The organism is Collinsella sp. TF12-2AT (assembly GCF_003436735.1).
Classification (GTDB): domain Bacteria; phylum Actinomycetota; class Coriobacteriia; order Coriobacteriales; family Coriobacteriaceae; genus Collinsella.
The window spans coordinates 369834-393383 of sequence record NZ_QSQK01000001.1; the positions used below are offsets into that span (position 1 = coordinate 369834).

A 23550-nucleotide genomic window follows, 5' to 3' on the forward strand; every position below is an offset into this window, starting at 1 on the left:
ACCGGCCGACGCTGCGCGAGCCGCATTCACGCCAATCTGACGTTCAATTTCAAGGGCGCGACCAGAAGGTCAGCGCCCTTTCATTTCACGTCACCTTGGCGCAAATGCGGCTCGCTCGCTGGCATTAGCGCTGCATCGGCGTTAACGTTGCTGTACTAGATAAGCTTTGTTGATTCCAGCTTTTCGATGATCCAGTCGTTGGCTTTGATGACCGGGCGGCGGAAGACGACGCCCAGTGCCAGCGACGGAATCAGATAGCTCGCCAGAATGCCTAGCTCAATCCAGTACTCCATATGGTAGGCGCCAGCCATGGCGGCATGCATGGCGTTGATGCCGTGGGTGAACGGCAGGAACGGATAGATCGCCTGGAACACAGGGCCGGTCATCTCGATGGGGAACGTACCGCCCGAACCGCCGACCTGCATAACCAACAGCACGACGGCGAGCGCCTTGCCGATATCGCCAAACGAAACCGTAAGCGTGTAGACGATATTGGAGAACACGAGACTCGCGACCCAGCCCGCCAGCACAAACTGCAGCGGGTTGTCGCACTGAATGCCAAAGAACAGAATGTCGCCCGCGCACACGAGCGTTGCCTGCAGCAGGGCCAAACCGCCAAAGAACAGGTAACGGCCCAGATAGATCTCGTGCAGGCGTACGGGGATGAGCTCGTTGATGAGCTCGTCGTCGACCGAGACCTTCATCATGGCCGCCAGTACGATCGAGCCGACCCAGAGCGACAGAATCGTATAGAACGGCGCCATGGCCGAACCGTAGTTGCGGATCGGATAGACCGGCTTGCGGTCGAGCGCAACGGGGCCGGAAAGCGACACGGCCAGGCCCTCGGGGTCGTTGCCGATCATCGTCTTGATCGTCGCCAGGTCACCCGACATCAGGGCGCCGTCGAGCTCGTCCTTGAACGCGCTGATCTTGTCCGACGCCTCGCCCAGCTGATCGGAAGCCTTGTTGACCAGCTTTGCGGCCTTGGAGAGACCCTTTGCCAGCGAACCGGATGCATCGGTGAGGCCGCTCACGGCACTATCCAGATTGCTCGAAATACCGTTCAGCGAATCCAAAACGCCCGAGATGGTCTTCTTGAGCTCCTTGGCCTTGACCGAGAACGTGGAATCGTAGTCGGACTTAGCGCCCGAGATGCCCGCCTTGGCATCGGCGATGGCCTGGTCGACCTCGGCACGCGTGCTGTTGACCTCTGCCATGCTGTCGGAAAGGGACTTTGCGGTTGCCCTCAGGTCGTTGGCATTGTTACGATACTCCGTCGCGATCCTGCCCAGCGATGTAGCCACAGACTTGAGGCTGTCCTGGAGCTTTTCGTCACTCACCTGATCGGCAAAGCTGCGAAGCTGGTCGGCCGTGTCGTCGATTTCCTTGGCACGCGTATCGAGCGCCGCCGCGGCATCGTTGAGCTGGGACACCGTGAGGTAAACATGCTGGTTTGCGGCGTCGAAAGCCTTCGCGAGCTCGGCGGACACGTTGTCAAACGAGCCCGCACTTCCGTCAATCGCGGCGTTGATAGCGTCGTTGGCGGCCTTGAGTGCTTCCTTGGAATCACTAATGCCGCTCTCGGCGTGCTCCATCAACTGCTTGGTAGATTCATCGACCTTACCCGTCTGCTGGAGCATACCGCTCGCCGACGTCAACGAATCGGAGGTCGAGCTCAAAATGCCCGCAAGCGAAGTCGCGTTGGCTTGAACGTCCTGCAGGTCCTCGACCGAATCGCCCAGTGTCGAGGACAGGTTGGCGATAAAGTTGCTGACCTGATCGGTGCTCATGTAATCGAGCAGGCTGGACACCGTCTTTAGACCGATGGTCGTGATGGTCTTGGTAAAGGTCTCATTCACCTGGCTCTGGACGGCGCTCGAACCCTTTTCGGTCACGATCTGGGCGATGGCGTTAGCCTTCTGGTTCTCGTAGAACTCGATATCGGCGTGCTTCACCTCGGTCGAGAAAAGCGTCATCATGTCGGCGCTAAACGTTTTAGGGATAACGACGGCAGCGTAGTACGCGCCCGACTTAACGCCCTCAATCGCCTTATCGCGGTCGTTGAGGACAACCCAGTCAAAGTTCTCGTTACCGCGCAGGGTCGCCGTCACGTTTTCGCCCACGTTGATCTCGACGGGAATCAGATCGCTCTCGTAACCCTCGTCGGTGTTGACCACGGCGATCTTAAGATTGCCGGTGTTGCCGTACGGATCCCAGCTGCCGGCGATGTTAAACCACGCGTACAGACATGGCACGATGATCAGGCCCATCACGACGACCATGCCGATCACGGAGCGAGACACATTTTGGACATCGCGCTTAAACAGGTGCAGGATGTTTTTCATTTATGCCTCACCTCCTTTGGAGTGCTTGCCGATCGGGGCGTTATTTTCATTCATCACAAACGTGTCATCCCCGTTCTCGGGCACATGGACCGCATCGCGATGACCACATTGGCTGACAGTCTGAGTCTTGGGTTCAGACCCCCGCTCGCTCGCATTCAAGCCGAACATACGACGAGCGGCCGGAATGGCAGCCGTATGCTCGCGCATCTCGCGGCGCAGGTCCTCATCCGAAAGCGCCGAGATCCGCATCTGGGTGTTGAGGCTCGAGCGAATGTACTCGATGTTGATGAGCCAGCCGCAGATGGCAATGACCGAGATAATCCAGATGACCAGCAGAATGATCTTGCCATTGTTGTCGATATCGAGAACCGTCGACAGAACGAAGAGCAGCACCTGCACGCCGACTACAGCGGCAAAACCGCCCTTGATGTAGTACGGGTAGCGATGCTCAAACGCCACGGCATGATCGAGCAGCTCGCGACGGTACGAATCCGAATCGAGCATGACGCGCATGGCCGTGCGCAGCGAATAGCGCTGGCGCGGCAGGTCATTAGACTCGCAGATCATCAAACCCGTCGTGGAAAGCTGCTTATCGAAGAGCAGATTGAGGTTGAGCAGCAACGGGCGCAGCTGCAGACCGATAAAGAGCGCGATGGCAAGGAACACGCCCAGGATGCACAGGTTGAACAGGTAGTTGAACGAATACATGCCACCAACGGTCTCGCGCAGCAGGTTGATGCCGTAGGTGAAGGGCAGCAGCGGATGCAGCCATTGGAAGAAGCCGGGCATCATCTCGATGGGATACATGCCCGACGAGCCGGGGATCTGCACAATGACGAGGATGACGCCAATGGCTTTACCGATATGCTTAAACGTGGTGGACAGCGCATAGATGATGTTGACGTAGGTGAACGAAATAGCGATGCCGCCCAGTACAAAGAGCAGCGGATTGACGCACTGAACGCCAATGACCAGATCTCCCACCGTAACGATGATGGCCTGCAACGCACCCAGGATCACCAGCAGCAGCCAGCGGCCAAAGTAGCCCTGACGCGCCGTAAAGCTACCGATGCCCTCGCGGTCGACCTCGAGTTTATAGATAGCGATGAGCACATAGCCGCCTACCCACAGCGCCAGATTGGTGTAGAAGGGCGCGATGCCCGAGCCAAAGCTCTTGACCGGATAGATTGACTTGGACGTCAGCTCAACCGGAGATGCCATGAAATCTGCCACGTCATTGACGTCGACGTCCATGAGGTCGGCTAACTCGCCCATAGACTCAGAGGTCTGCAGCGCCGCAATGTCATTGGCGGCGGTCGCGAGCTTGTCCTGAACCTTGGCAAGGGAGGCGTCGGTTTGGGACAGCGTGGTCTTTGCCTGCTTGAGCGTGGCGTCGAGCTGCGCCAGCGTGCCGCGCGCGCTCGCTATCGTGGGGGTCATACCCGACACAATGCCGGTCAAATCGCCCGAAACGGCGGCAAAGGAGTCAAGCGCGCTCGAAGCCTTCGGAAGTGCGTTCTGACCCAGATCGGTCTGAGCCTGACCGAGGTTAGCCGTACCGGTCTGAATTGCCGCGTTGAGTGCGTTGCTCGCGTTCGAGATTGCCGTAGCGTCGTTTGCCATGGCGCTCGACTGTGCAGAAAGGCCATCCTTGATGCTCTGCAGCTTCTGGTTTTGCTCGCGAAGCGAATCGATGGTCGATACAATGCGCGCGTCAATTTCCTCGGAACCTGTCGACGTGTCATTAACGAGAATCTCCAAGTGCCCGATAACGGCCTTATTGTGATCGATCGTCGCCTGGAGAGACTCGAGCGAGTTGTCGATGCGGGTGGTCGTAGATGTGACCGTACCCGTTAGCTTGCCAATCGCAGCGTTCGCGGAGGCTGACGTCTTGGTGAGTGCAAGGCTACCTTCCGAGAGTGCCTTGGAGAGCGAGGTGATAGAGTTGCCCGCCGTGGCGCGAGCCTCGCCCAGCAGGTCGTTGCCCTGGGAGATTGCCTGCGTTAGAGAGGGCGCCTGCCCCTGCAGGCCCGCCAGCGCAGCATCGGCCGAAGCAATCGAGCTGCTCGTCTTGTCGATGGCGGTGTTCATGTCGCCGATGGAATCGCGTACTTCGCCCAGGGTATCAGACGCCTCGGACACCGAGCCCGCCAGCGAATCCCGGGTCTGGGTCGCCTTGTCTTTAAGGTCGATGCCAGCATCTTTGGCAATGCCTGCGACGGTCTCGCCCACCGTGGAGACAAACTCCGAGTTGATCTGCTCCTCGATGGTATTGGCACCAGTGTCGGTGACCTTGGGCGCAATAGCGCTCTTCTTCTCGTTGACGTAATAGGTGAGCTTCGGCTGATGGTAATTGCCATCGAGCATCGAAACAAGATTGTCGGAGAAGTTCTTGGGGATTACGATGGCCGCATAGTACTCACCACTCTCGACGCCCTCTTTGGCATCGGCGGCCGAATCGACGAAGGTCCAGCCCAGCTGATCGTTCTCCTTGAGCTGATCGACGACCTGGTCGCCCGCGTTGAGCTCGCCCACCAAGTCATTCTGAATGCCCTGATCGTTGTTGGCGATGGCAATCTTGATACCTTGGGTGTTTCCGTACGGATCCCAGTTTGCCACGATGTTGTACCAGGCATACAGCGAGGGGATAACGCACACGCCCAGGGTAACCACCAAGGCGACGGGGTTCACAAGCAGTCGCTTAATGTCGCGCTTGAATATCGCAAAGGAGACCTTTGCGTTGGATAGTTTGCTGCCGAGACTCACGCTTGGACCATCCATCCTGTCGTTGAATCGAATCGTACTATCGACAACCATTGTACGTAGGCGCTTTAGTGCCTCGCGGCACAATGGTGCTGAGTTTTGCGGGTAGCAATATACTACGAAGATGAGTTAGTGTACAGTTGTACAGTATCTTTAATTTCAGCAGGTCACAAAACCACAGCCCGCACAAATTAGCAATCCGAATAGTCATTGGGAACGTTCTTAAACGACTAGTCAAACAAGAACGTCCCCGATGACTACTTAGGGCCACGAAAGCGTCGCAGGTTGAGCATAAGTCAGCGAAAACGCCCCTGAGCGAGCAAGGTGACGTGAAAGAGGAGGGAAGCGTACTTTGGTACGCGACCGACGATTGAACGTCAGATTGCCGCTTAGGGGCGTTTGCAGCGTCGACCGGTCCGTCGTTCGTTAGAACGACGGAACCAATAGGTTCGTTAGAACGGCGGACCCAAAGGCGTAACTACTTAACTACATCAAGTTGCAAACAGCCGCCGCGAAGGCAACGGGGTCCTCGGGGAGGATACCCTCGACCAGCAGGGCCTGATCGTAGAGCAGGCCGGAGTACTGCTTGATCTTGTCGGCGTCACCTGCCTTCTGGGCAGCGACAAGCTTGTCAAAGACCGGGTGCTTGGCGTTGAGCTCGAGCACGCGCTGGCTCTTGGGCATGCCGTCGGGCGCGCCCTCGGGCCCCTTCTGGAGCACCTTCTCCATCTCGAGCGAAAGCGGACCCTCGGTGGTGATGCAAGCGGGGGCATCGGTCAGGCGCGCGGAGACGGCAACTTTCTCGACCTTGTCACCGAGCGCCTCCTTCATAGCGCTAAAGAGGTCCTCGTTTTCCTTGGTGGCGTCCTCGGCCTCCTTCTTCTCGTCCTCGGTCGCCAGATCAAGATCGCCAGTCGCGACGTTCTTGAGCTCCAGGTGACGATCCTCGACCTCGGGCTCGGCACCGTCGGCAACGGCCTTCTCGGCAGCCTCGCGGGCGGCGTCGTCCTCGTAGATCTTAGGCATATCGGCGGCAACGTACTCACGCATAGCCTGGAACGTGAACTCATCCACATCCTGCGTCAGCAACAGCACGTCATAGCCGCGGTCGAGCACACCCTTTACCACGGGCATCTTGGCCAAGCGCTCACGCGAGTCGCCGGCGGCGTAGTAGATGGCCTTCTGATCCCCGGGCATGCCCTTGGCATACTCGGCCAGGGTAATCATCTTCTGCTCCTTGGCAGACCAGAACAGTAGCAGGTCGGCGAGCTCATCGGCCTTCATGCCATAGCTCGAGTAGATGCCGTACTTAAGACCGCGGCCAAAGTTCTCAAAGAACTTCTCGTAGGCCTCGCGGTCGTTGTCGCGCATATCCTCAAGATCGGCGGTAATCTTCTTCTCCACGCGCTTGGCGATGGCCTTGAGCTGACGGTTCTGCTGCAGCGTCTCACGCGAGATGTTGAGCGACACGTCGGCAGAATCCACGACGCCGCGGACAAAGTTGTAGTAGTCGGGCAGCAGGTCGTCGCACTTCTCCATAATCAGCACGTTGGAGCTGTAGAGCGCCAGGCCCTTCTCGTAGTCCTTGCTGTACAGATCGAACGGGGCGCGGCCCGGCACAAACAGCAGCGCATCGTACTCAAGCGTACCCTCGGCATGGAAGCTGATAGTGCGCGCGGGATCGTCAAAGTCGTGGAACGTGGACTTGTAGAACTCGTTGTAATCCTTCCGCTCAACGTCGGAGCTGCGCTTTTTCCAAATCGGCGTCATGGAGTTGATGGTCTCGAGCTCCTGGTAGTCCTCGTACTCGGGCTTGTAGTCGTCGCCGGCGTCCTCGGGCTTGGGTTTCTGGCGGCTCTTGCTCACCATCATCTGAATCGGGTAGCGCACATAGTTGCTGTACTGCTGAATCAGGCTCTTGAGGCCCCACTCGGTCAGGAAGCGATCGTAGGTCTCGGCCTCGCCGTCGGCGTCGAGCTTCTCGTTCTCGCGCAGCGTCAGGATGACATCGGTACCGTGCTCAGCACGCTCGCCATCCTCGATGGTGTAGCCCTCAAGACCGTCGGACTCCCAAACGTGGGCGGTGTCCTCGCCATAAGCGCGGCTGACGACCTTCACGTGGCTGGCGACCATAAAGGCGGAGTAGAAGCCCACGCCAAACTGGCCGATGATGTCGACATCGGAGCCCTGTTGCTCGGCGTTCTCGGTCTTAAACTCCTCGGAGCCGGAATGGGCGATGGTGCCCAGATTGCGCTCGAGCTCCTCGGCGGTCATGCCAATGCCGTTATCCGAGATGGTAATGGTGCGGGCGTCTTTATCAAAAGAGACGCGAATAGCCAGGTCGCCCTGGTCGAGCTTGACACTCGGGTCCTGCAGGCTCTTAAAGTTGAGCTTGTCGACGGCGTCACTCGCATTAGAGATAAGCTCGCGCAGGAAGATTTCCTTATTGGTGTAGATGGAGTTGATCATGAGGTCGAGCAGTTTTTTGCTCTCGGTCTTAAATTGACGCATGTGCAGTCCTTTCGCGCTACCCCCGTCCGCAAAAACGGCCCGGTTGCCCGAGCCGCATCGCAGACCTGCTATGTCCAGACTTAGATTTTATAACCCATTAGCGCGCATATATACATACGGAATCGAAAAACTGTATGTCCAAACGCTCTGATACGCCAATTGCCAAGGAGTGTCCCCGACTGCCGGCAGGAAAGGAACGTCCCTATCTGCCATCTACGCGCTTGGCCATCCAAGCATGGGGCTGGCCCTCGTCTTCGTAGTCCACCGGGGCAATCTGCGTGTAGCCCGCCTTGGCATAGAGCGGCAGCACGTATTCCTGCGCATGCAGCTTAATGAGCTTGGCGCCGGCATCACGCGCGCACGTATCACTGGCCTCGACAATCTTGCTCGCCAGACCGCGACGGCGCATGCTCGGCAGCACAGCCACGCGCCCCATAATGTAGGTCTCCCCCGCCGCGACGCCTTCGTCCAAGTCGCACGCCGGCGACACCGGAGCCCCTGCGTCAGCCGCGCGCTCAAGCTCTTCGGGAAACACGCGCGAGCAACCAGCAAGCTCGCCGTCTACATAGAGCGTCACATGAATGCAGTTCGGATCCTCGTCGATAGCGTCGAACTCATTCTCGTAGCCCTGCTCGTCCATAAAAACGACGCGGCGCACCAACGCCGCGTCATCAAAGCATCCCGTCTTAAGTTGGATATCCATGCTGCCCTTTCATTCAATGCGAACGTTAGGGACAGATTTTAGCGAAAATGAGCTCCGCGCACGCTAAACTTCGCGCGAGCCTTCGCCAGGCAATCGTAATGACCCACGTTATGGGCATCGCTCGCGATGAAGCTGTACAGGTTCTGATCGAACAGGCGCTGTGCCGGCTTTTTCTCGCGACCAAAGCGACCGCCGGCAATAAAGTCCGCCGAAGCTTGCAGCTTGCAGCCCATATCGACCAGGCGCTCCGCCACGCTTACATCCTTTTGAACCGCACGATAGCGCTCAGGATGAGCGATGATCACCTGGTAGCCACGGCACTGCAAATCGTAAATCGTGTTCTCGTACTCTCTAAACGCATACGCATCGGCATGCGTCGAAAGCTCGAGCAGAAACTCGTTGGTCCCATCGAAATGCAGGTGCTCCGCGGCATCGATACCAAGCTCAACGAGCTTTCGATGGTTGACCTCGAAGCCCATCTGGAGCGGAAAACCGTCAGCGTTATCACGCAGCAGCTCAAAGGCATCCCACATCTTGTCGTAATCAAAATAGGGATCACGGCAGTGAGGAGTGCAAACGATTCTGGTTACACCGGCCCGCTTGGCAGCCTCGAGCATCGCCAAGCTCTCATCGAGATCGGCGGCGCCGTCGTCTACACCCGGCAAGATATGGCAATGAATGTCACGCATAGGTCAGCCTTAATCAACTAAACGTTTGCTCGGTTGGTGAAGATGCCCTTTTTGGAAGTCCCCTGATTGTCGGAGCCCTTCTTAACCTTCTTACCGTCCTTGGTGTAGTAAGAATAGTAGTACTCGCTGGTCTCGGTCTCACAGTAATTCATGACGGTACCGATGAGCTTGACCTTCTCGGACTTCTTAAGCTGACCGATGGCGTTGAGCGCCTCTTCGCGCTTGGTAAAGTTCTCGCGCACCACGAACAGCGCGCCGTCGGTCAGGCTGGCAATCTCGGCAGCATCGATGAAGGTGCCGACCGGGGGAGCATCGAAGATGACGTACTGGAACTTGGCGGACAGTGCCTTTACCAGCTTGGCAAAGCGATGGGAGACGATGATGTCGGCAGGATTGGGAATGTGCGGCTCGGCATCGAGGAAGTAGAAGTTCTTCTGACCCGTCTCGACAATCGCCTGGTCGATAGAAACCTGCTCGGACAGGACTGCATAGAGTCCGCCGCGGGAGCGGACGCCGAGCATATCGGCAAGGGACCTGCGACGCATATCAGCCTCGACCAGCAGGACACTCTTGCCGCTCGTGGCGATTGCCTGAGCAAGGTTAATGGAAACCGTAGACTTGCCCTCGTTGGGAATCGAGGAGGTAACGGTGATGGTGCGAATGGGGTCATCCACGCTCGCAAAGCGGATGTTGGCCAGAAGGGTCTTGGCGGCATTCTGCACAACGAGCTTATCGGTGTTCTTTGCCTTAGCCATGCCTATTTACCACCTTTCATAGCCGGAATTCGGCCAACAACGGGAATACCCAGGAGCTCTTCTGCCTCTTCGGCACCGCGGATGCGGGTATTGAGCATGTCTGCCAAAACGACATAGGCAACTGCGATAAAGATACCGGCGAGGAACGCGACGGCAATATACAGCGTGCGCTTGGGGCCGCTGGGGGCTTCGGGGGTCTTAGCCTCGTCGATAACGTTGATGCTCTGGGCAGCGCCGACGTTCTGAGCGACCGTACTCACCGAGCTGGCAATGGCCTTTGCGACCTCAGCCGTCTCCTTGGCATCGGTGCCGGTAACCGAAAGCGTAATGACACGCGTGGTGGTCTCGGAGGAAACAGACACCTTGTAGTCATCCAGATCGGTAAGGCCCAGTTCTTTGGCGGCGCCGCTCTTAACGCTATCGCTATCCAGCAGCGTGGCGATATCGTTGGAAAGCATCTGGCTCGCCGAGAGATCGTTGTAGCTCATCTGACCGCTATCGTCGGTCTTGGCGAGAATGTACATGCTCGTCGTCGCGGTATAGGTGTTGTCCATCGCAACGAAGGACACGATGCCCATGGCGATCGCGCAGACCACCGGAAGGGTGATGACCAGCTTGAGGTGCTTCTTCAGCAGCTGGAACAGTTCGAGAAGGGTCATGCAGCTTGCCTTTCATTTCCCCAGTTCGGATTGACAAAACTGTCCGTATGTTATCGCATCTTTTTACCGAGACCAAACTCTATACATAAGAAACAGGCTCTCCTGTAAAAATGTCGGAAGCAATCGTAAAATTGCGCAACAACGCCGCACCCGAAAGTCAAATGCGGCGTCTACATCAATATCTATGTTGTATCGCTATGCGAATGGCTCGTCCTGCTGTATGGGAAACGTCACCGTAATGGTGGTTCCCACGCCCAACTCACTCGACAGATCGAGCGTGGCGTGATGATACAGGGCCGCATGCTTGACAATGGCAAGCCCCAGGCCGGTTCCGCCGCGTGCCTTGGACCTACTCTTGTCCACGCGATAGAACCGCTCAAATACCTTGCCCTGTTCTTCAGGCGCGATACCGATTCCCGTGTCGGCGACAGCGAGGAACGGATGGTCTTCGTCGTTGGTGCCGCACTGCAACGTAACCGTACCGCCGGGTCGATTGTAGCGGATGGCGTTGCTTGCCAGATTATAGATGAGCTCGTCGATCAAGCGCGACACGCCTTCGATGACCACAGGCTTGGTCTCATGACTTATCGTCACATTCGCCTGACGGGCGACCTGTTCAAGACGCTGCTCAACCGCGTAGATCGCACGCGAGAGCTCAATAGGCTCCGTGGAACCAATGGGCACTGTCTCGCCTTCAGTCGCACGTTCGGCCTCGTCCAAGTTAGACAGCGTAAGGATGTCGTTGACAAGCGCTGCCAAGCGGCCCGCCTCACGATAGATGCGACCGCCAAAGTTGCGCAGGTCGTCCTCGCCCTCGACCATGCCATTTGCGATGAGCTCGGCATAGCCCGAAATCGCCGTAAGCGGCGTCTTGAGCTCATGGGTGATATTCGCCGTGAACTCGCGGCGCATACGGTCGTTGTCCGCTAGCACCGCCATTTGGCGCTTGAGTTCCTGGCGCTGCGACTCGATGCGCTCAAGCATGGGAACCATCTCGGCATAGGCGTGCTCATAGCTACGGCGTGGGTGATCCAAATCCACCTCTTGTAACGGCGCGATGATGGCACGGGACTCACGGCGCGCCATAAAAAACGAGAGTACTGCACCCGCTGCTGCGATAAGCAGCATCGGCGCCAGCATCGACAGCAAAATCGCCGCAACGCCAGGCTGGGCCTGCGCCAAGCGAACGACCTGGCCGTTATCAAGGGTGACGGCGCGATACAGCATAATCTCGTCGAGCGTAGAGCTTGCGCGCTCCGCGGAACCCAAACCACTCTCAAAGGCCTCGATGACCTCGGGGCGATCACCATGGTTGGGCAGTGCGGAAGGCGACGCCTCGTTGTCGTAGGCAACCGATCCATCCTTGTTAATCAGCGTGATGCGTAAGTCCTCGCGATCGAGGCTACGCAAGAACGGGATGGGCTCCTGCTGCTCGTCGAGGGCGGCAGCAATGAGCTCGGTTTCCTGCGCCAGATTGGCACTCGTGGCATCCGCCAAGGTGTTTTGCACAAAGAACGCACCCAGCACCGTAAACGCCACGATAACCGCCATGGCGCAAACAAAGATCGTCACAAAAACGCGGTGCGACAACGTTTGTTTTCCCTGGGGGGCGAAGACCACGGGTTACTCCTCCGATGCAGTGGACGCGGTGTCGTCACCTTCGGCACCATCACCGGCCGAAGGCTCGGCCAGACGATAGCCCACGCCGCGCACGGTCTCGATGGCGCTCGCATGCTCGCCGAGCTTTTGGCGGAGCGTCTGCACATGTACGTCGACGGTGCGCGAACCGCCGTCGAAGTCCCAGCCCCATACGCTCTGCAGCAGCGACTCGCGGGTAAAGACCACGCCAGGTTTGCGCATGAGGTACTCGAGCAGGTCGAATTCGCGCAGCGTGAGCTTGAGCGGTTCACCGGCAACGGTCACTTCGCGGTGGCTGGGCGAAAGTACGATATCGCCCACGCTGAGCACATCGCTCGCCTGCTTGACCATGCCGCCGCGACGCAGCAGTGCGCGGCAACGGCTCGCAAGCTCCATGAGCGAAAACGGCTTAGTCAGGTAATCGTCGGCACCGCCATCGAGCGCCATCACCTTGTCGAGTTCGGTGTCCTTGGCGGTAAGCATCATGATGGGCACCGTCGCCGTCAGGCGATCGGCACGCAGGCGACGCATAATCGCCAAGCCATCGGTGTCGGGCAGCATGATATCGAGCAGCACAGCATCGGGCACCCGTCGCGCCACGGCAGCTTTAAACTCGCCATCGCACGAAAAGCCCTCGGCCTCGATTCCCTGCTTGCGCAGCGCGTAGACTGTCAAATCCCTGATGTTGTCATCGTCCTCGACGTAATAGATCATGTTGAACCCCTTTGCGGCCGATATGACCGCATCTTAACCCTAAAGGCACCTGCAAAAGACAGCGTCAGCCAAAACGCCCCGTCAAATAATCCGCGGTGCGCGGATCGGACGGATTCTTGAAGAGTTGCGCGGTGGGCGCGTGCTCCACCAGCTCACCCAGCAAAAAGAACGCAACCGAATCGGAAATACGCGCGGCCTGCTGCATGTTGTGCGTCACGACCACCAGCGTGCAGGTCTCCTTGAGCTCGCAGGCCAGCTGCTCCACCACCAACGTCGACACAGGGTCGAGTGCCGAGGTCGGCTCGTCCATCAGCAGAATGTCGGGCTGCACGGCAAGTGCGCGGGCGATGCACAGGCGCTGCTGCTGTCCACCCGAAAGACCCAGGCCCGACTCCATGAGCTTGTCCTTGACCTCATCCCATAGCGCAGCGCGACGAAGGGAGTCCTCGACCAGCTCATCGAGCATGACGCGGTCGCGCACACCCATACCGCGCGGACCGTAGGCGACGTTGTCGTAGATGCTCATGGGAAACGGGTTGGGGCGCTGGAACACCATGCCCACGCGCTGGCGCAAACGGCAGATGTCGTAATCGCCCAGGATATCTTGACCATCGAGCGCGATCTTGCCCTCGATGCGGCAATCCTTGATGCCGTCGTTCATGCGGTTAAAGCAGCGCAGCAACGTGGACTTTCCGCAGCCCGAAGGCCCGATGAACGAGGTGATCTGCTTGTCGCGGATCTTGATATTCACGTCCTTGAGCGCATGGTGGTCGCCATAGAACAGGTCGAGGCCCTCGACATCGATGCGCGTCGGCGAGGCGGCAAGATCCTCTGCCGTGGGGCGAGTCGCATCCCCAACCTCGCGCTCATGCGCGGCCTCGGCCTGCGCTTCCATGAGTTCTTCAAGCTCCGTGGGCTCCACAGCCGCAGCAGCCTTCATACCGCACACCTCCATATCGATATCAATTCAGCAGTATCGATAGTAGGAATCGCGGCTCATACGCACGTGAGCACATTGTCAAGTGTTTGTAAGGGCACGCAGGCTATGCGGCGGGCAGCCCGATGGTGAATATCGTGTGTTCGGGCGTCGATTCACATGCAACGGTACCGCCGTGTGCCGCGATGATCTCCTTGGCAATAGCAAGGCCCAAACCGGCACCACCGCGATTGGTCGCACGCGCCGCATCCAGGCGATAGAACTTCTCAAAGATCACCTTGAGCTTAGCCGCAGGGATAGGATCGCCCTGATTGATAAAGCGCACGCGCACGCCGCCATCGTCTTGGCGCCTGGCCTCAATCGTGATAGTCGAACCCTCATAGCTATAGGCGACGGCGTTTTTCATGATGTTGTTGAACACGCGGGCCATCTTGTCGCCATCCACGAGCACCGTCAGGTCCTCGCGAATATCAACTTGGGCTTCCTTATGCTGCTCGTTGAGGATGGGATAGAACTCGTCAGCCACCTGAGCCAGCAGCAACCCCAGATCAACATAGCCGCGCGTGAGCACGATATCGTGGAAGTCAAAGCGCGTGATATCGAAGAACTCTTCGATGAGCGCATCGAGCCGGTGCGCCTTGTCGAGCGCCACGCCCGTAAAACGTGTGCGCTGCTCAACCGGCAGCTCAGGAGCCTCTTGCAGCAGCGAAAGATAGCCCACCACACTGGCAAGCGGGGTGCGTAGGTCATGTGCCAAGTACGTGACCAAATCGTCCTTGCGATGCGACTCGTCACGCAGAGCTTGCTGCACCTTGCGCTCACGGTCACGCACGCGGTTAAGGGCGCCCTCGACCTCCAAGAAGTCGCCGTCGATGTTATCCCAGGTGTCGGGGTGATCGATCAGGCGATCTTGAATACGAGCGGCCAGCACACAATCGGCATGCTGCTCGCCCTGCTCGTAGCCATGGTAGTACAGGGCGCGGCCGCAAAAGAACAGCACGCACACGGCAAGCGCCAGCACAAAGCCAAGCATGTTGAATACAAAGCCGGCATCGAACAGCACCGGCCCTTCGATGCCGCCGAGCGCCATGGCGCCAATCGCCAACGTCATGGCCCACGCGGCACCGCCAATCACCACGCAACGGCGCACGATTTCGAATCGATCGATCAGCAAAAAGCCGACAAGCAGCACCGCCAAGATTCCAGCGATGTTATCGATGCCAATCAGCAGCAGGCTCAGCAAAAAGAGCAGCACCGTTGCAAGCGCGCGGTTGTCGACGACCGACCTCACGTATTCAAAGAGTCGATCGGGCACCTCGAATGCCTGCCTATCGTCTTTTGTCATATCCACTTCCCCACCATTAAAGGCGTTATTCGATTATGTAGCCGACGCCCCAGACGTTTTTGATAAAGCGCGGCTTTTGAGCGTCGTCACCGATCTTTTCGCGCAGGTGGCGAATGTGCACCATCACCGTATTGTTGGAGCCGGGCATAAAATCCTCGTTCCACACCGCGCGGAACAGATCCTCCACGGCCACCACACTGCCGCGATGCTCGACCAGATACAGCAAGATGGAATACTCGATGGGCGTGAGGCGCACCGGCGCACCGTCCACCATTACGGAACGAGCATCGCGGTTGATCTCCAGGCCGTCGAGCTGGATGGTCGGCGACTCGGCCACCTGCGCGCGGCTACCGTAGCTGGTGTAGCGACGAAGCTGAGCATGCACGCGCGCGATGAGCTCCAGCGGACGGAACGGCTTAACCACGTAATCGTCCGCGCCAAGCGAAAGGCCCTCGATCTTGTCTTGCTGGGCATCGCGCGCCGTCAGCATGATCACGGGATAGGTATGGCTGGAACGGATCGTACGCAGTAGCTCAAAGCCATCGATATCGGGCAGCATGACATCCAACAGTGCCAGATCGAACTCCTGCTCCAGGATTGCCTTGGCAGCATCGGCCCCGCTATAGGCAATCTGGACATCAAAGCCCTCTTTTGTAAGGTAGATACCAACCAAGTCGGCGATGGCCTTCTCGTCATCAACTACCAAAATGCGCTCGTTCATGCGTGCTCCTCTCGCGCTCCATTATGCCCGAGGCGACGCACGCCACACACAACAAGCGTGGGTGATTAAGTCGGCCTTAAGCACCCTTGTGCCCGTTCGGGCGCGGATGTGGGCCACGCACGCACGCGATGATCGCCGACGCCGGCAAACGATATACTCTAGTTCCAGAAGAGACCATCCCGTCGAAAGCGAAATCCGTGAAGTCCCTCACCTCTTTTGCAAAGCGCTCAGCCCAGCTTGCCGCCGGCTTTGTCTGCGCTATCGCCCTTGCCGCTGGCGCGCCCACCGTCGCCGGCGCCCAAGTGCTCACGACCGACAATGTTTGCGGCAAAACCGCCGATGCGCGCGGCATCACGGCCGAAAACCTGCCCGATATCGATGCGACCAATGCCCTCGTCATGGGCAAAGACGGCACCGTCTACTATGCCCGCGGCGCCGATGAGCAGGTCAAGATTGCCTCGATCACCAAGGTCATGACCGCAATCCTAACCGTCGAGAATTGCAAGATGGACGAGAAGGTCACGGTGAGCAACGCCGCAGCCACCGTGGGCAATTCAACAGCCGGCCTACTCGAAGGCGACGAGCTCACCGTGGAGCAGGCACTGCGCGGCCTGATGATTCCCTCGGGCAACGACGCCGCCATCGTGCTCGCCGAATATGTGGGCAAGAAGATCGACCCTAAGACCAAAGACGCCGAGGCAACATTTGTGAAAGCCATGAACGAGCGCGCTAAGAAGCTCGGTTGCACCGGCACGCTTTTTGAAAACCCGCATGGTCTGGACTTTGATGAGTGGGCTGGCGATATGCACTCAACCGCACACGACGTAGCGCTGATGATGCAAGATGCCATGAAAAACGACACGATCCGCGAGGTCGTAGCGAGCGAGGATTCCTGGATCGAGGTCACGGGCGCCGACGGCACCGACCATTCGCATTCCATGGACACGCATAACTATTTGCTAGGCCAAGATGGCAACATCGGTGGCAAGACCGGCACCACCGATGATGCAGGCTATTGCTTTACGGGTGCCTACAACCGCGATGGCGACGAGATCTACACCGTCGTTTTGAACTCCACCACCACCGACCAGCGCTTTACCGATACCGCAACCCTTGCCAATTGGTACTACGGTCACAAGGTGACGGTCGCAATCGCCAACACGCAGGAAAAGACCGCCAACGGCAACCCGCTTATGGCGCGCATTGGCCAAACCGACTGGACGGATAAGACGATCGACGCCACGCTCGCCGATCCTACGGCGCAAGCGACCGTGTTTTCCCTTGCCGGCGAGGTGACCGAAAAGGTTAGCTACGACGATCTTTCGGGCACGGTGCATGTGGGCGACAAGGTGGGCAGCGTTACGCTCAAGCAGGATGGCACCAAGATCGCCGTCATGGACCTGGTTGCCGACGAGGAAGGCGCAGGGCCGAATCCCATTGAATGGCTGCTCGTGAAGCTCGATCGCTTGGGCCGTCGCATCGACAACCGCCCACTCACGGCAGAAAGCGAGACCGTCGCCAAGGCGCCCGAGGTGTAGGGCGCAAGAATAATAAGTCCACTGAAAGGAGGCGTCCGAAAGGATGCCTCCTTTTTTGAGGGTTCGAATCCCCAGCCGCCATTCTTGATAATAAAAAGGGCCCCAAATGGGACCCTTCTTCAAATTCGTACTGGCGGAGAGCTGGGGATTCGAACCCCAGATGCCCTTTTGGGGCATACTCGCTTAGCAGGCGAGCACCTTCGGCCTCTCGGTCAGCTCTCCGTAACAGCCGTTCTATAGTAACCAAACAGCCAAGGATGAGCAAGAGGAAATTTTCTAATTGCCTAGCAGCCTTTCCTTCTTGAAAGCTTCGCCTACCCCAGCGAGCGGTTGAGGGAGCCGAGCTCGTCGTTGCCCATGGTGCGCCACATTTGGAAGATACAACCGCGCGCCAGGAAAAAGAAACCGTTGTCGACCAGTTGCACAGCGGCATCTGCCAGCTGATTCGTCACGGCGGACACTGGCGGCAGCTCTAGTCCAGCCTTGTGGATGGTCTCGACCGCTTCCTCGAACGTCGGAGGCCCGCTGACGCCCATCTCGTTCATAAGGCCCTGCATTTCTTCCAGCGCGCTGCTGCCCGACTCCTCGCCGCGCGGCACCAGACGGTAACAAGCCAGCGCCAGGTCGAGCTGATCGCAATTCCAATAGGCAAACGCCAAGCGATAGAACAGGTAGCCGATTGCAGAACGATCGCTGGCAATACGTAGGCCGTGGCGCGCCACCTCGATAATCTCGTCAAAGCGCTCCAGACGCGCAAGCACGTTGATGAGCGCAAAGTGCGACTGCATGGACGAGCGCGCCAGATCGTAAAGATGGCGCACCTCGGGCAGTGCTCGTTCAAAGTCCTCTTGCTCGGCGTAAAAGCTGCAGATCTCGTGCTGGGCAAAGTACAGCGCATCGGGCGCACGAAGGATTCGCACAGAGCGGTCTTCTTCCAACACCGGTAGCACCATGCGCACCAGCTGGTTATCGCAAAACTGCGTTTGAACCGGACCTGTCGCCAAAAGCTCGGCGACGGCGCACTTAGCCTCCAACTCCTCAACAAGACGGGAAAAGCCTTCAAAAGCACCTGTACGGTCGACTTTTGCCTGCTCGCGCAATTCAACAACACGGGCCACGTATGGGTCGTCGTCCTCTTCCATGACCTCCAGCTCGTCAGCCGTATCGGCAAGCAGCAGATCGCGCAGCGCCGGCGGCAGCATGCGATGGTCATCACGCGGACGAGCATGAACCTCCGCAGGTTCAATCGTCTCCGGAGCGGTTGACTCATATGCCTCAAGCACACGCTTGCACGGCATATCGTCCATGTCCATGCTCTCAAGATCCTTGGCGACAGGCACGCAATCGGCCAGATAGGCCGCGCGCCCAAAGAAATACGTTGCAACAACGCGCTCGCCCTGCTCACTGTCGGGAGCAGCAATCTGCACATAGCAGCGCGTGATGCAGGTGCCCGCGGCAAAACACGCTGCCGCAAGCGTGAGTGCCACGCGCGCATCGTGCTCCGCGGCCCAGATCGCACGCGCGTCCTCGTCCAACTCGCGCCAGGCGTCATCTTGAGCGTCGTATTCACGTTGCGGCATGGCATCAACGACAGACTGCCCAAACCGAACGAGCATGATCCCTTCGGCAACGTTGGCCCGATAGGTATAGTCGAGCCGCGTGACCACGTTAAGTGCCTCGACAATACGCGCGAAGCGGGTACGCACATCCCACTCACCGCCCGGCTGGCAAGCCACCGTACCCGGTTTGCCCCACGGGTTATCGCTCGAGGCCGTATCAAGCAGTCGGGGAACATCGTTGGTCGTCTTGGCGATATGCCACGCATCAAAGAGCGCGCAGCCCTCAAGGCTCGGCGAGGATGCCGCAGGGACCAATCCGGCCCCGATGTGCTCAAGGATGCCGGAGAGACGGTTAAGACGGCACTCGATGGCAAGCAGCATGTCAATCTCGTCCCGGTCCAGCAGGCTGCGATCAAAATTGAGATAGAAAAGCTTTGAGCGATCGATGCGAGCCAGGCTCATCTCGGACTTAGCGGCGATGGTGCGCAAGCGAGGCAAGTCAATTTCACTCATAAGGGCGGCGGCATAGCGCTCGATACCGCTCGGATTCTCGGCATGGTCAACGCGGTAGAGCAGCGTCTCGATAGCGTCAGGTAGCGGTGTCGTGTTAAAGCCCAAAAACACCTCGACCGGCTCGGGCAACTTTACGAGCTTGATCTTGTCGACAACGTTTTGCATACCCTCGTCGAGTCCGTCGGCGTCCGCCGTGCTCGCAATGGTATTTTCGGAGTCAGCGAATATCACGTAGCGCAGGAACATCGATGCCATGAACTCACCGTAAGGAAGGGAGCGGGTCGAATTCCATGTCTCGTGATCGGACTGTTCGCGCATGGGACCTTCGGGAGAGCCGACGGTTCGCGCGCACGCGCGCATCGTGCCGTTTGCTCCCCTCACCATAATCTCACCAATACCGGAGTCCGACTCGTCAAGGACCAGTTCCATGTCGGGATCGTTGGGCAGCGGAGCCTCGCTGACGGGGCGGTCCACCTTGTACACCTCACCCGAAACGCTTACGTAGCCCAAAAGCGACACATGGCTTTTGCCAACGAATTCGACGACATAACAAGATTCATGCTGATCCTCGCCAAAGAGTTTCCAGACCACGCCATATGAGCGTCCCGCAGGCTGCTCGGGCATCGCCGGAAAGCGCTTCTTGGGATCGAGAAACCTGAGCTTGTATGTCGGACGCTCTGCCACGGAATATCACCCTGATCGGTCGCTTGAAGAAGGAGTGGTCGCGAATAAGTCGCGACATCTACTCGGAATCTTACACGAGTCGACAGGAAATCGTCCCTTTGGACGAAAGCACTCAAGCTGGCGCAAAAGAAAAGCCCCCGTTGCCGGGAGCTTTAATCTCAAATGGTGCGGCGTATAGGATTCCGCGCATCCGCTGCGCGGATCCGCACCGGCTTCGCCCGCCTGCCGGCGTGCTCGCCCGCGGGCTAAAAACGCTCCGCGTTTTCTTTACGCCCGCGCCTCGACCGAGGTTCGAATCCATGCGGTGTTTACGTAAAAGAAAAGCCCCCGTTGCCGGGAGCTTTAATCTCAAATGGTGCGGCGTATAGGATTCGAACCTATGACGTTCTGATTCGTAGTCAGACCCTCTATCCAGCTGAGGTAACGCCGCGACTTGTTGATTATTATGCACAGGGACTGAATAATGGTCAAGCATTTTTTCAAAAAAAGTTATCGAATTTGATTTTTACTCATTTGATGCAGTCGATCGACTCGATACTTTCAAACACGGCGAAAGCAACTCCTCAAGTATGTCGACATATAAGAAAAGCCTCCGTTACCGGAGGCTTTAAAGTTCAGTTGGTGCGGCGTATAGGATTCGAACCTATGACGTTCTGATTCGTAGTCAGACCCTCTATCCAGCTGAGGTAACGCCGCAACGCACGGATTATTATGCACGCGAGCCCCCGATGGGTCAAGCGACAATTAGAAAAAATTTTATGGAGTGATAATTAAGTTGTTCGTGCCTCGACCGAGGTTCGAATCCATGCGGCGTCCACCTAAAAGAAAAGCCCCCGTTGCCGGAGGCTTTCAATTTCGGTTGGTGCGGCGTATAGGATTCCGCGCATCCGCTGCGCGGATCCGCACCGGCTTCGCCCGCCTGCCGGCGGACTCGCCCGCTCGCTAAAAACGCTCCGCGTTTTCTTGACGCTCGCGCCTCGACCGAGGTTCGAATCCATGCGGTGGCGGCATAAAAGAAAAGCCCCCGTTGCCGGAGGCTTTCAATTTCAATTGGTGCGGCGTATAGGATTCGAACCTATGACGTTCTGATTCGTAGTCAGACCCTCTATCCAGCTGAGGTAACGCCGCAACGCACGGATTATTATGCACGCGAGCCCCCGATGGGTCAAGCGACAATTAGAAAAAATTTTATGGAGTGATAATTAAGTTGTTCGTGCCTCGACCGAGGTTCGAATCCATGCGGCGTCCACCTAAAAGAAAAGCCCCCGTTGCCGGAGGCTTTCAATTTCGGTTGGTGCGGCGTATAGGATTCCGCGCATCCGCTGCGCGGATCCGCACCGGCTTCGCCCGCCTGCCGGCGGACTCGCCCGCTCGCTAAAAACGCTCCGCGTTTTCTTGACGCTCGCGCCTCGACCGAGGTTCGAATCCATGCGGTGGCGGCATAAAAGAAAAGCCCCCGTTGCCGGAGGCTTTCAATTTCAATTGGTGCGGCGTATAGGATTCGAACCTATGACGTTCTGATTCGTAGTCAGACCCTCTATCCAGCTGAGGTAACGCCGCAGCGCAAGACATATAAAACCACTTTAGCTTATTGGAGTCAAGCACAATTTCAAACTTTTTTGTGGAACGCAGTCTTGTCATGCTGCTCCGCATATACCGCCATTCCCCGTACGATCGATTGGCTTTTCGATCACGTCAAACTTAGCATCAAGTTCCCTCAGGAGCGATCTCACCCGCTGGGCACAATCATAATCGGCAAACGAGATGCTCAACATGCGAGCAACCTGATTAGATGTCTGGACCCCATAGAAATGCTCTAGGGCCACAAGTCCCTCGTGCGCCACAAACGTCTCAACCACATGAGGCGACTCCTCGTAGCACCATTGCGTCAACGGCCCCTCGCTCGTCTGTCGAACCACCAGGCCACCCATGCCAGACGGCTCACACGTCACAAGCAGGTACTCCCCGCCCTCGTCGCTCTCAAACAAAACCACCCGATCATCAAACAGCTCCATCGCGTCCCCTTTCTCTCGCTCTTATTTAGCAAAAGCATAGCAGGTAGATGGCTGTATACAGAACAGTTGTTCGTGTGTTTTCTATTGAGCTGTCCGCACAGCATGGTATGGCCGCACACAAAAAGGGCACCCCAAAAAGGAGTGCCCTAGCAAATCGCTTATGCAGCCAATCTACGCGACCGGCTCGATCTTCTCGAGGCCGCCCATGTAGGGACGCAGAACCTCGGGGATCGTGATGGTGCCGTCAGCGTTCTGGTAGTTCTCCAGAATGGCTGCCATGGTACGGCCAGCCGGCAGACCGGAACCGTTGAGGGTGTGCAGATAGCGCGAACCCTTGAAGTTCTCGGGGTCGCGATACTTGATGTTGGCGCGACGGGCCTGGAAGTCACCGCAGTTGGAGCAGGAGCTGATCTCCTTGTAGGCGTTGTAGCTCGGCAGCCAGACCTCGACGTCGTAGGTCTGACGGGCAGAGAAGCCCAGGTCGCCGGTGCACAGGCTAATCACGCGATACGGAAGACCCAGCTGCTGCAGCAGGAACTCGGCCTCGGCGGTCATGCTCTCGAGCTCCTTGTCGGACTCCTCCGGCTTGGCAAACTTGACCATCTCGACCTTGTCGAACTCGTGCTGGCGAATGATGCCGCGGGTATCGCGACCAGCGGAGCCGGCCTCCTCGCGGAAGCAGGGGGTGAAGGCGGTGTAGCGGCGCGGCAGGGTATCGGCGTCGAGGACCTCACCGGCGTGCAGGTTGGTGAGCACGACCTCGGCGGTGGGGATCAGGAAGTTGTCGCCCGAGACGTGATAGGCGTCGTCCTCGAACTTGGGCAGCTGGCCCGTGCCGAACATGGTCTGACGCTTGACGACGATGGGCGGCCACCACTCCTTAAAACCACGGCTGGTGTGCGTATCGAGGAAGAAGTTGATGAGGGCGCGCTCAAGACGGGCGCCGGCGCCACCGAGAACGGTGAAGCGGCTGCCGGAGAGCTTGTTGCCGCGCTCGAAGTCAAGGATGTCGAGATCGGTGCCCAGATCCCAGTGCGGCTTAAAGTCGAAGTCGAACTCGCGCGGGGTGCCCCAACGACGGCGTTCGATGTTCTCGTCCTCGTCCTTGCCGTACGGCGTGGCCTCGCAAGGAATGTTGGGCAGGTGAGCCATGAAGTCGTACTGCTCCTGCTCGAGGGCGGTGCGGCGCTCGGCCAGACCGTCAATTTTCTCGTTGACGGCGCGCACGGCCTCTTTGGCGGCCTCGGCCTCGTCCTTCTTGCCCTCCTTCATCAGGGCGCCGATCTTCTTGGACTCGGCATTGCGCGTGGCTTGAAGTTCCTCGACCTCGGTGATGACGGCACGACGCTCGTCGTCGAGCTCAAAGAACTTCTCGCGATCCCAAGACGTCTGGCGGTTAGCCATGGCGACATCGATGGCATCGGGGTTCTCGCGAACAAACTTGATATCAAGCATTAGATC

Annotated in this window: 16 protein-coding genes and 5 tRNA genes; 1 reads left to right on the forward strand and 20 read right to left on the reverse strand. The window is 58.1% G+C overall.

Going from position 1 to position 23550, the window contains the following annotated elements:
* Nucleotides 1-155: 155 nt before the first annotated feature.
* The 12 genes from DXD24_RS01500 to DXD24_RS01555 all read right to left on the reverse strand — a co-directional run bounded on the left by DXD24_RS01500 (nt 156) and on the right by DXD24_RS01555 (nt 15780).
* Nucleotides 156-2345 carry a YhgE/Pip domain-containing protein gene (locus tag DXD24_RS01500; protein ID WP_117563683.1) on the reverse strand — a complete coding sequence of 730 codons (2190 nt, stop codon included), beginning with the start codon at nt 2343-2345 and terminating at the stop codon, nt 156-158.
* Nucleotides 2346-5111 carry a YhgE/Pip domain-containing protein gene (locus DXD24_RS01505; protein WP_233502290.1) on the reverse strand — a complete coding sequence of 922 codons (2766 nt, stop codon included), beginning with the start codon at nt 5109-5111 and terminating at the stop codon, nt 2346-2348. It lies immediately after the preceding gene.
* A 483-nt stretch (nt 5112-5594) separates the two neighbouring features.
* On the reverse strand, nt 5595-7619 hold the full coding sequence (gene htpG / locus DXD24_RS01510; protein ID WP_117563684.1) for a molecular chaperone HtpG: 2025 nt from the start codon (nt 7617-7619) through the stop codon (nt 5595-5597).
* Between the two features lie 202 nt (nt 7620-7821).
* Complete coding sequence (locus DXD24_RS01515) at nt 7822-8322, reverse strand: GNAT family N-acetyltransferase (RefSeq protein ID WP_117563685.1); 501 nt, start codon at nt 8320-8322, stop codon at nt 7822-7824.
* A gap of 38 nt (nt 8323-8360) precedes the next feature.
* On the reverse strand, nt 8361-9011 hold the full coding sequence (locus DXD24_RS01520; RefSeq protein ID WP_022094060.1) for a tyrosine-protein phosphatase: 651 nt from the start codon (nt 9009-9011) through the stop codon (nt 8361-8363).
* A gap of 17 nt (nt 9012-9028) precedes the next feature.
* Nucleotides 9029-9766 (reverse strand): CpsD/CapB family tyrosine-protein kinase, encoded by a 738-nt coding sequence (locus DXD24_RS01525; RefSeq protein ID WP_117583801.1) that lies wholly within the window; start codon nt 9764-9766, stop codon nt 9029-9031.
* A gap of 2 nt (nt 9767-9768) precedes the next feature.
* Nucleotides 9769-10425 (reverse strand): YveK family protein, encoded by a 657-nt coding sequence (locus tag DXD24_RS01530; RefSeq protein WP_055250503.1) that lies wholly within the window; start codon nt 10423-10425, stop codon nt 9769-9771.
* A gap of 195 nt (nt 10426-10620) precedes the next feature.
* Entirely contained in the window at nt 10621-12015 is a 1395-nt protein-coding gene (locus tag DXD24_RS01535; RefSeq protein WP_233502291.1) for a cell wall metabolism sensor histidine kinase WalK, read from the reverse strand.
* A 33-nt stretch (nt 12016-12048) separates the two neighbouring features.
* On the reverse strand, nt 12049-12777 hold the full coding sequence (locus tag DXD24_RS01540; protein WP_055250507.1) for a response regulator transcription factor: 729 nt from the start codon (nt 12775-12777) through the stop codon (nt 12049-12051).
* 64 nt (nt 12778-12841) lie between these two features.
* Nucleotides 12842-13717 (reverse strand): phosphate ABC transporter ATP-binding protein PstB, encoded by an 876-nt coding sequence (gene pstB, locus DXD24_RS01545; RefSeq protein WP_199407866.1) that lies wholly within the window; start codon nt 13715-13717, stop codon nt 12842-12844.
* Between the two features lie 103 nt (nt 13718-13820).
* Complete coding sequence (locus DXD24_RS01550) at nt 13821-15059, reverse strand: sensor histidine kinase KdpD (protein WP_117563688.1); 1239 nt, start codon at nt 15057-15059, stop codon at nt 13821-13823.
* A 25-nt stretch (nt 15060-15084) separates the two neighbouring features.
* Nucleotides 15085-15780, reverse strand: coding sequence for a response regulator transcription factor (locus tag DXD24_RS01555; RefSeq protein WP_117563689.1), 696 nt, complete (start codon nt 15778-15780; stop codon nt 15085-15087).
* 197 nt (nt 15781-15977) lie between these two features.
* Here DXD24_RS01555 and DXD24_RS01560 point away from each other — a divergent pair, with 197 nt between their 5' ends.
* On the forward strand, nt 15978-17318 hold the full coding sequence (locus tag DXD24_RS01560; protein ID WP_158550117.1) for a D-alanyl-D-alanine carboxypeptidase family protein: 1341 nt from the start codon (nt 15978-15980) through the stop codon (nt 17316-17318).
* A gap of 131 nt (nt 17319-17449) precedes the next feature.
* On the opposite strand, the gene DXD24_RS01565 is transcribed toward DXD24_RS01560, so the two are convergent.
* The 8 genes from DXD24_RS01565 to serS form a co-directional block, all read right to left on the reverse strand.
* Nucleotides 17450-17540 (reverse strand) — tRNA-Ser (locus DXD24_RS01565).
* 92 nt (nt 17541-17632) lie between these two features.
* Entirely contained in the window at nt 17633-20074 is a 2442-nt protein-coding gene (locus tag DXD24_RS01570; protein ID WP_117563691.1) for a lipopolysaccharide assembly protein LapB, read from the reverse strand.
* A 353-nt stretch (nt 20075-20427) separates the two neighbouring features.
* Nucleotides 20428-20504 (reverse strand) — tRNA-Arg (locus DXD24_RS01575).
* Nucleotides 20505-20693: 189 nt separating this feature from the next.
* Nucleotides 20694-20770, reverse strand: a tRNA-Arg gene (locus DXD24_RS01580).
* A gap of 355 nt (nt 20771-21125) precedes the next feature.
* A tRNA-Arg gene (locus tag DXD24_RS01585) sits at nt 21126-21202 on the reverse strand.
* A 355-nt stretch (nt 21203-21557) separates the two neighbouring features.
* Nucleotides 21558-21634, reverse strand: a tRNA-Arg gene (locus DXD24_RS01590).
* Between the two features lie 77 nt (nt 21635-21711).
* Nucleotides 21712-22089, reverse strand: coding sequence for a hypothetical protein (locus tag DXD24_RS01595; RefSeq protein ID WP_117645937.1), 378 nt, complete (start codon nt 22087-22089; stop codon nt 21712-21714).
* 171 nt (nt 22090-22260) lie between these two features.
* Nucleotides 22261-23544, reverse strand: coding sequence for a serine--tRNA ligase (gene serS / locus DXD24_RS01600; protein ID WP_117563693.1), 1284 nt, complete (start codon nt 23542-23544; stop codon nt 22261-22263).
* Between the last annotated feature and the right edge of the window lie 6 nt (nt 23545-23550).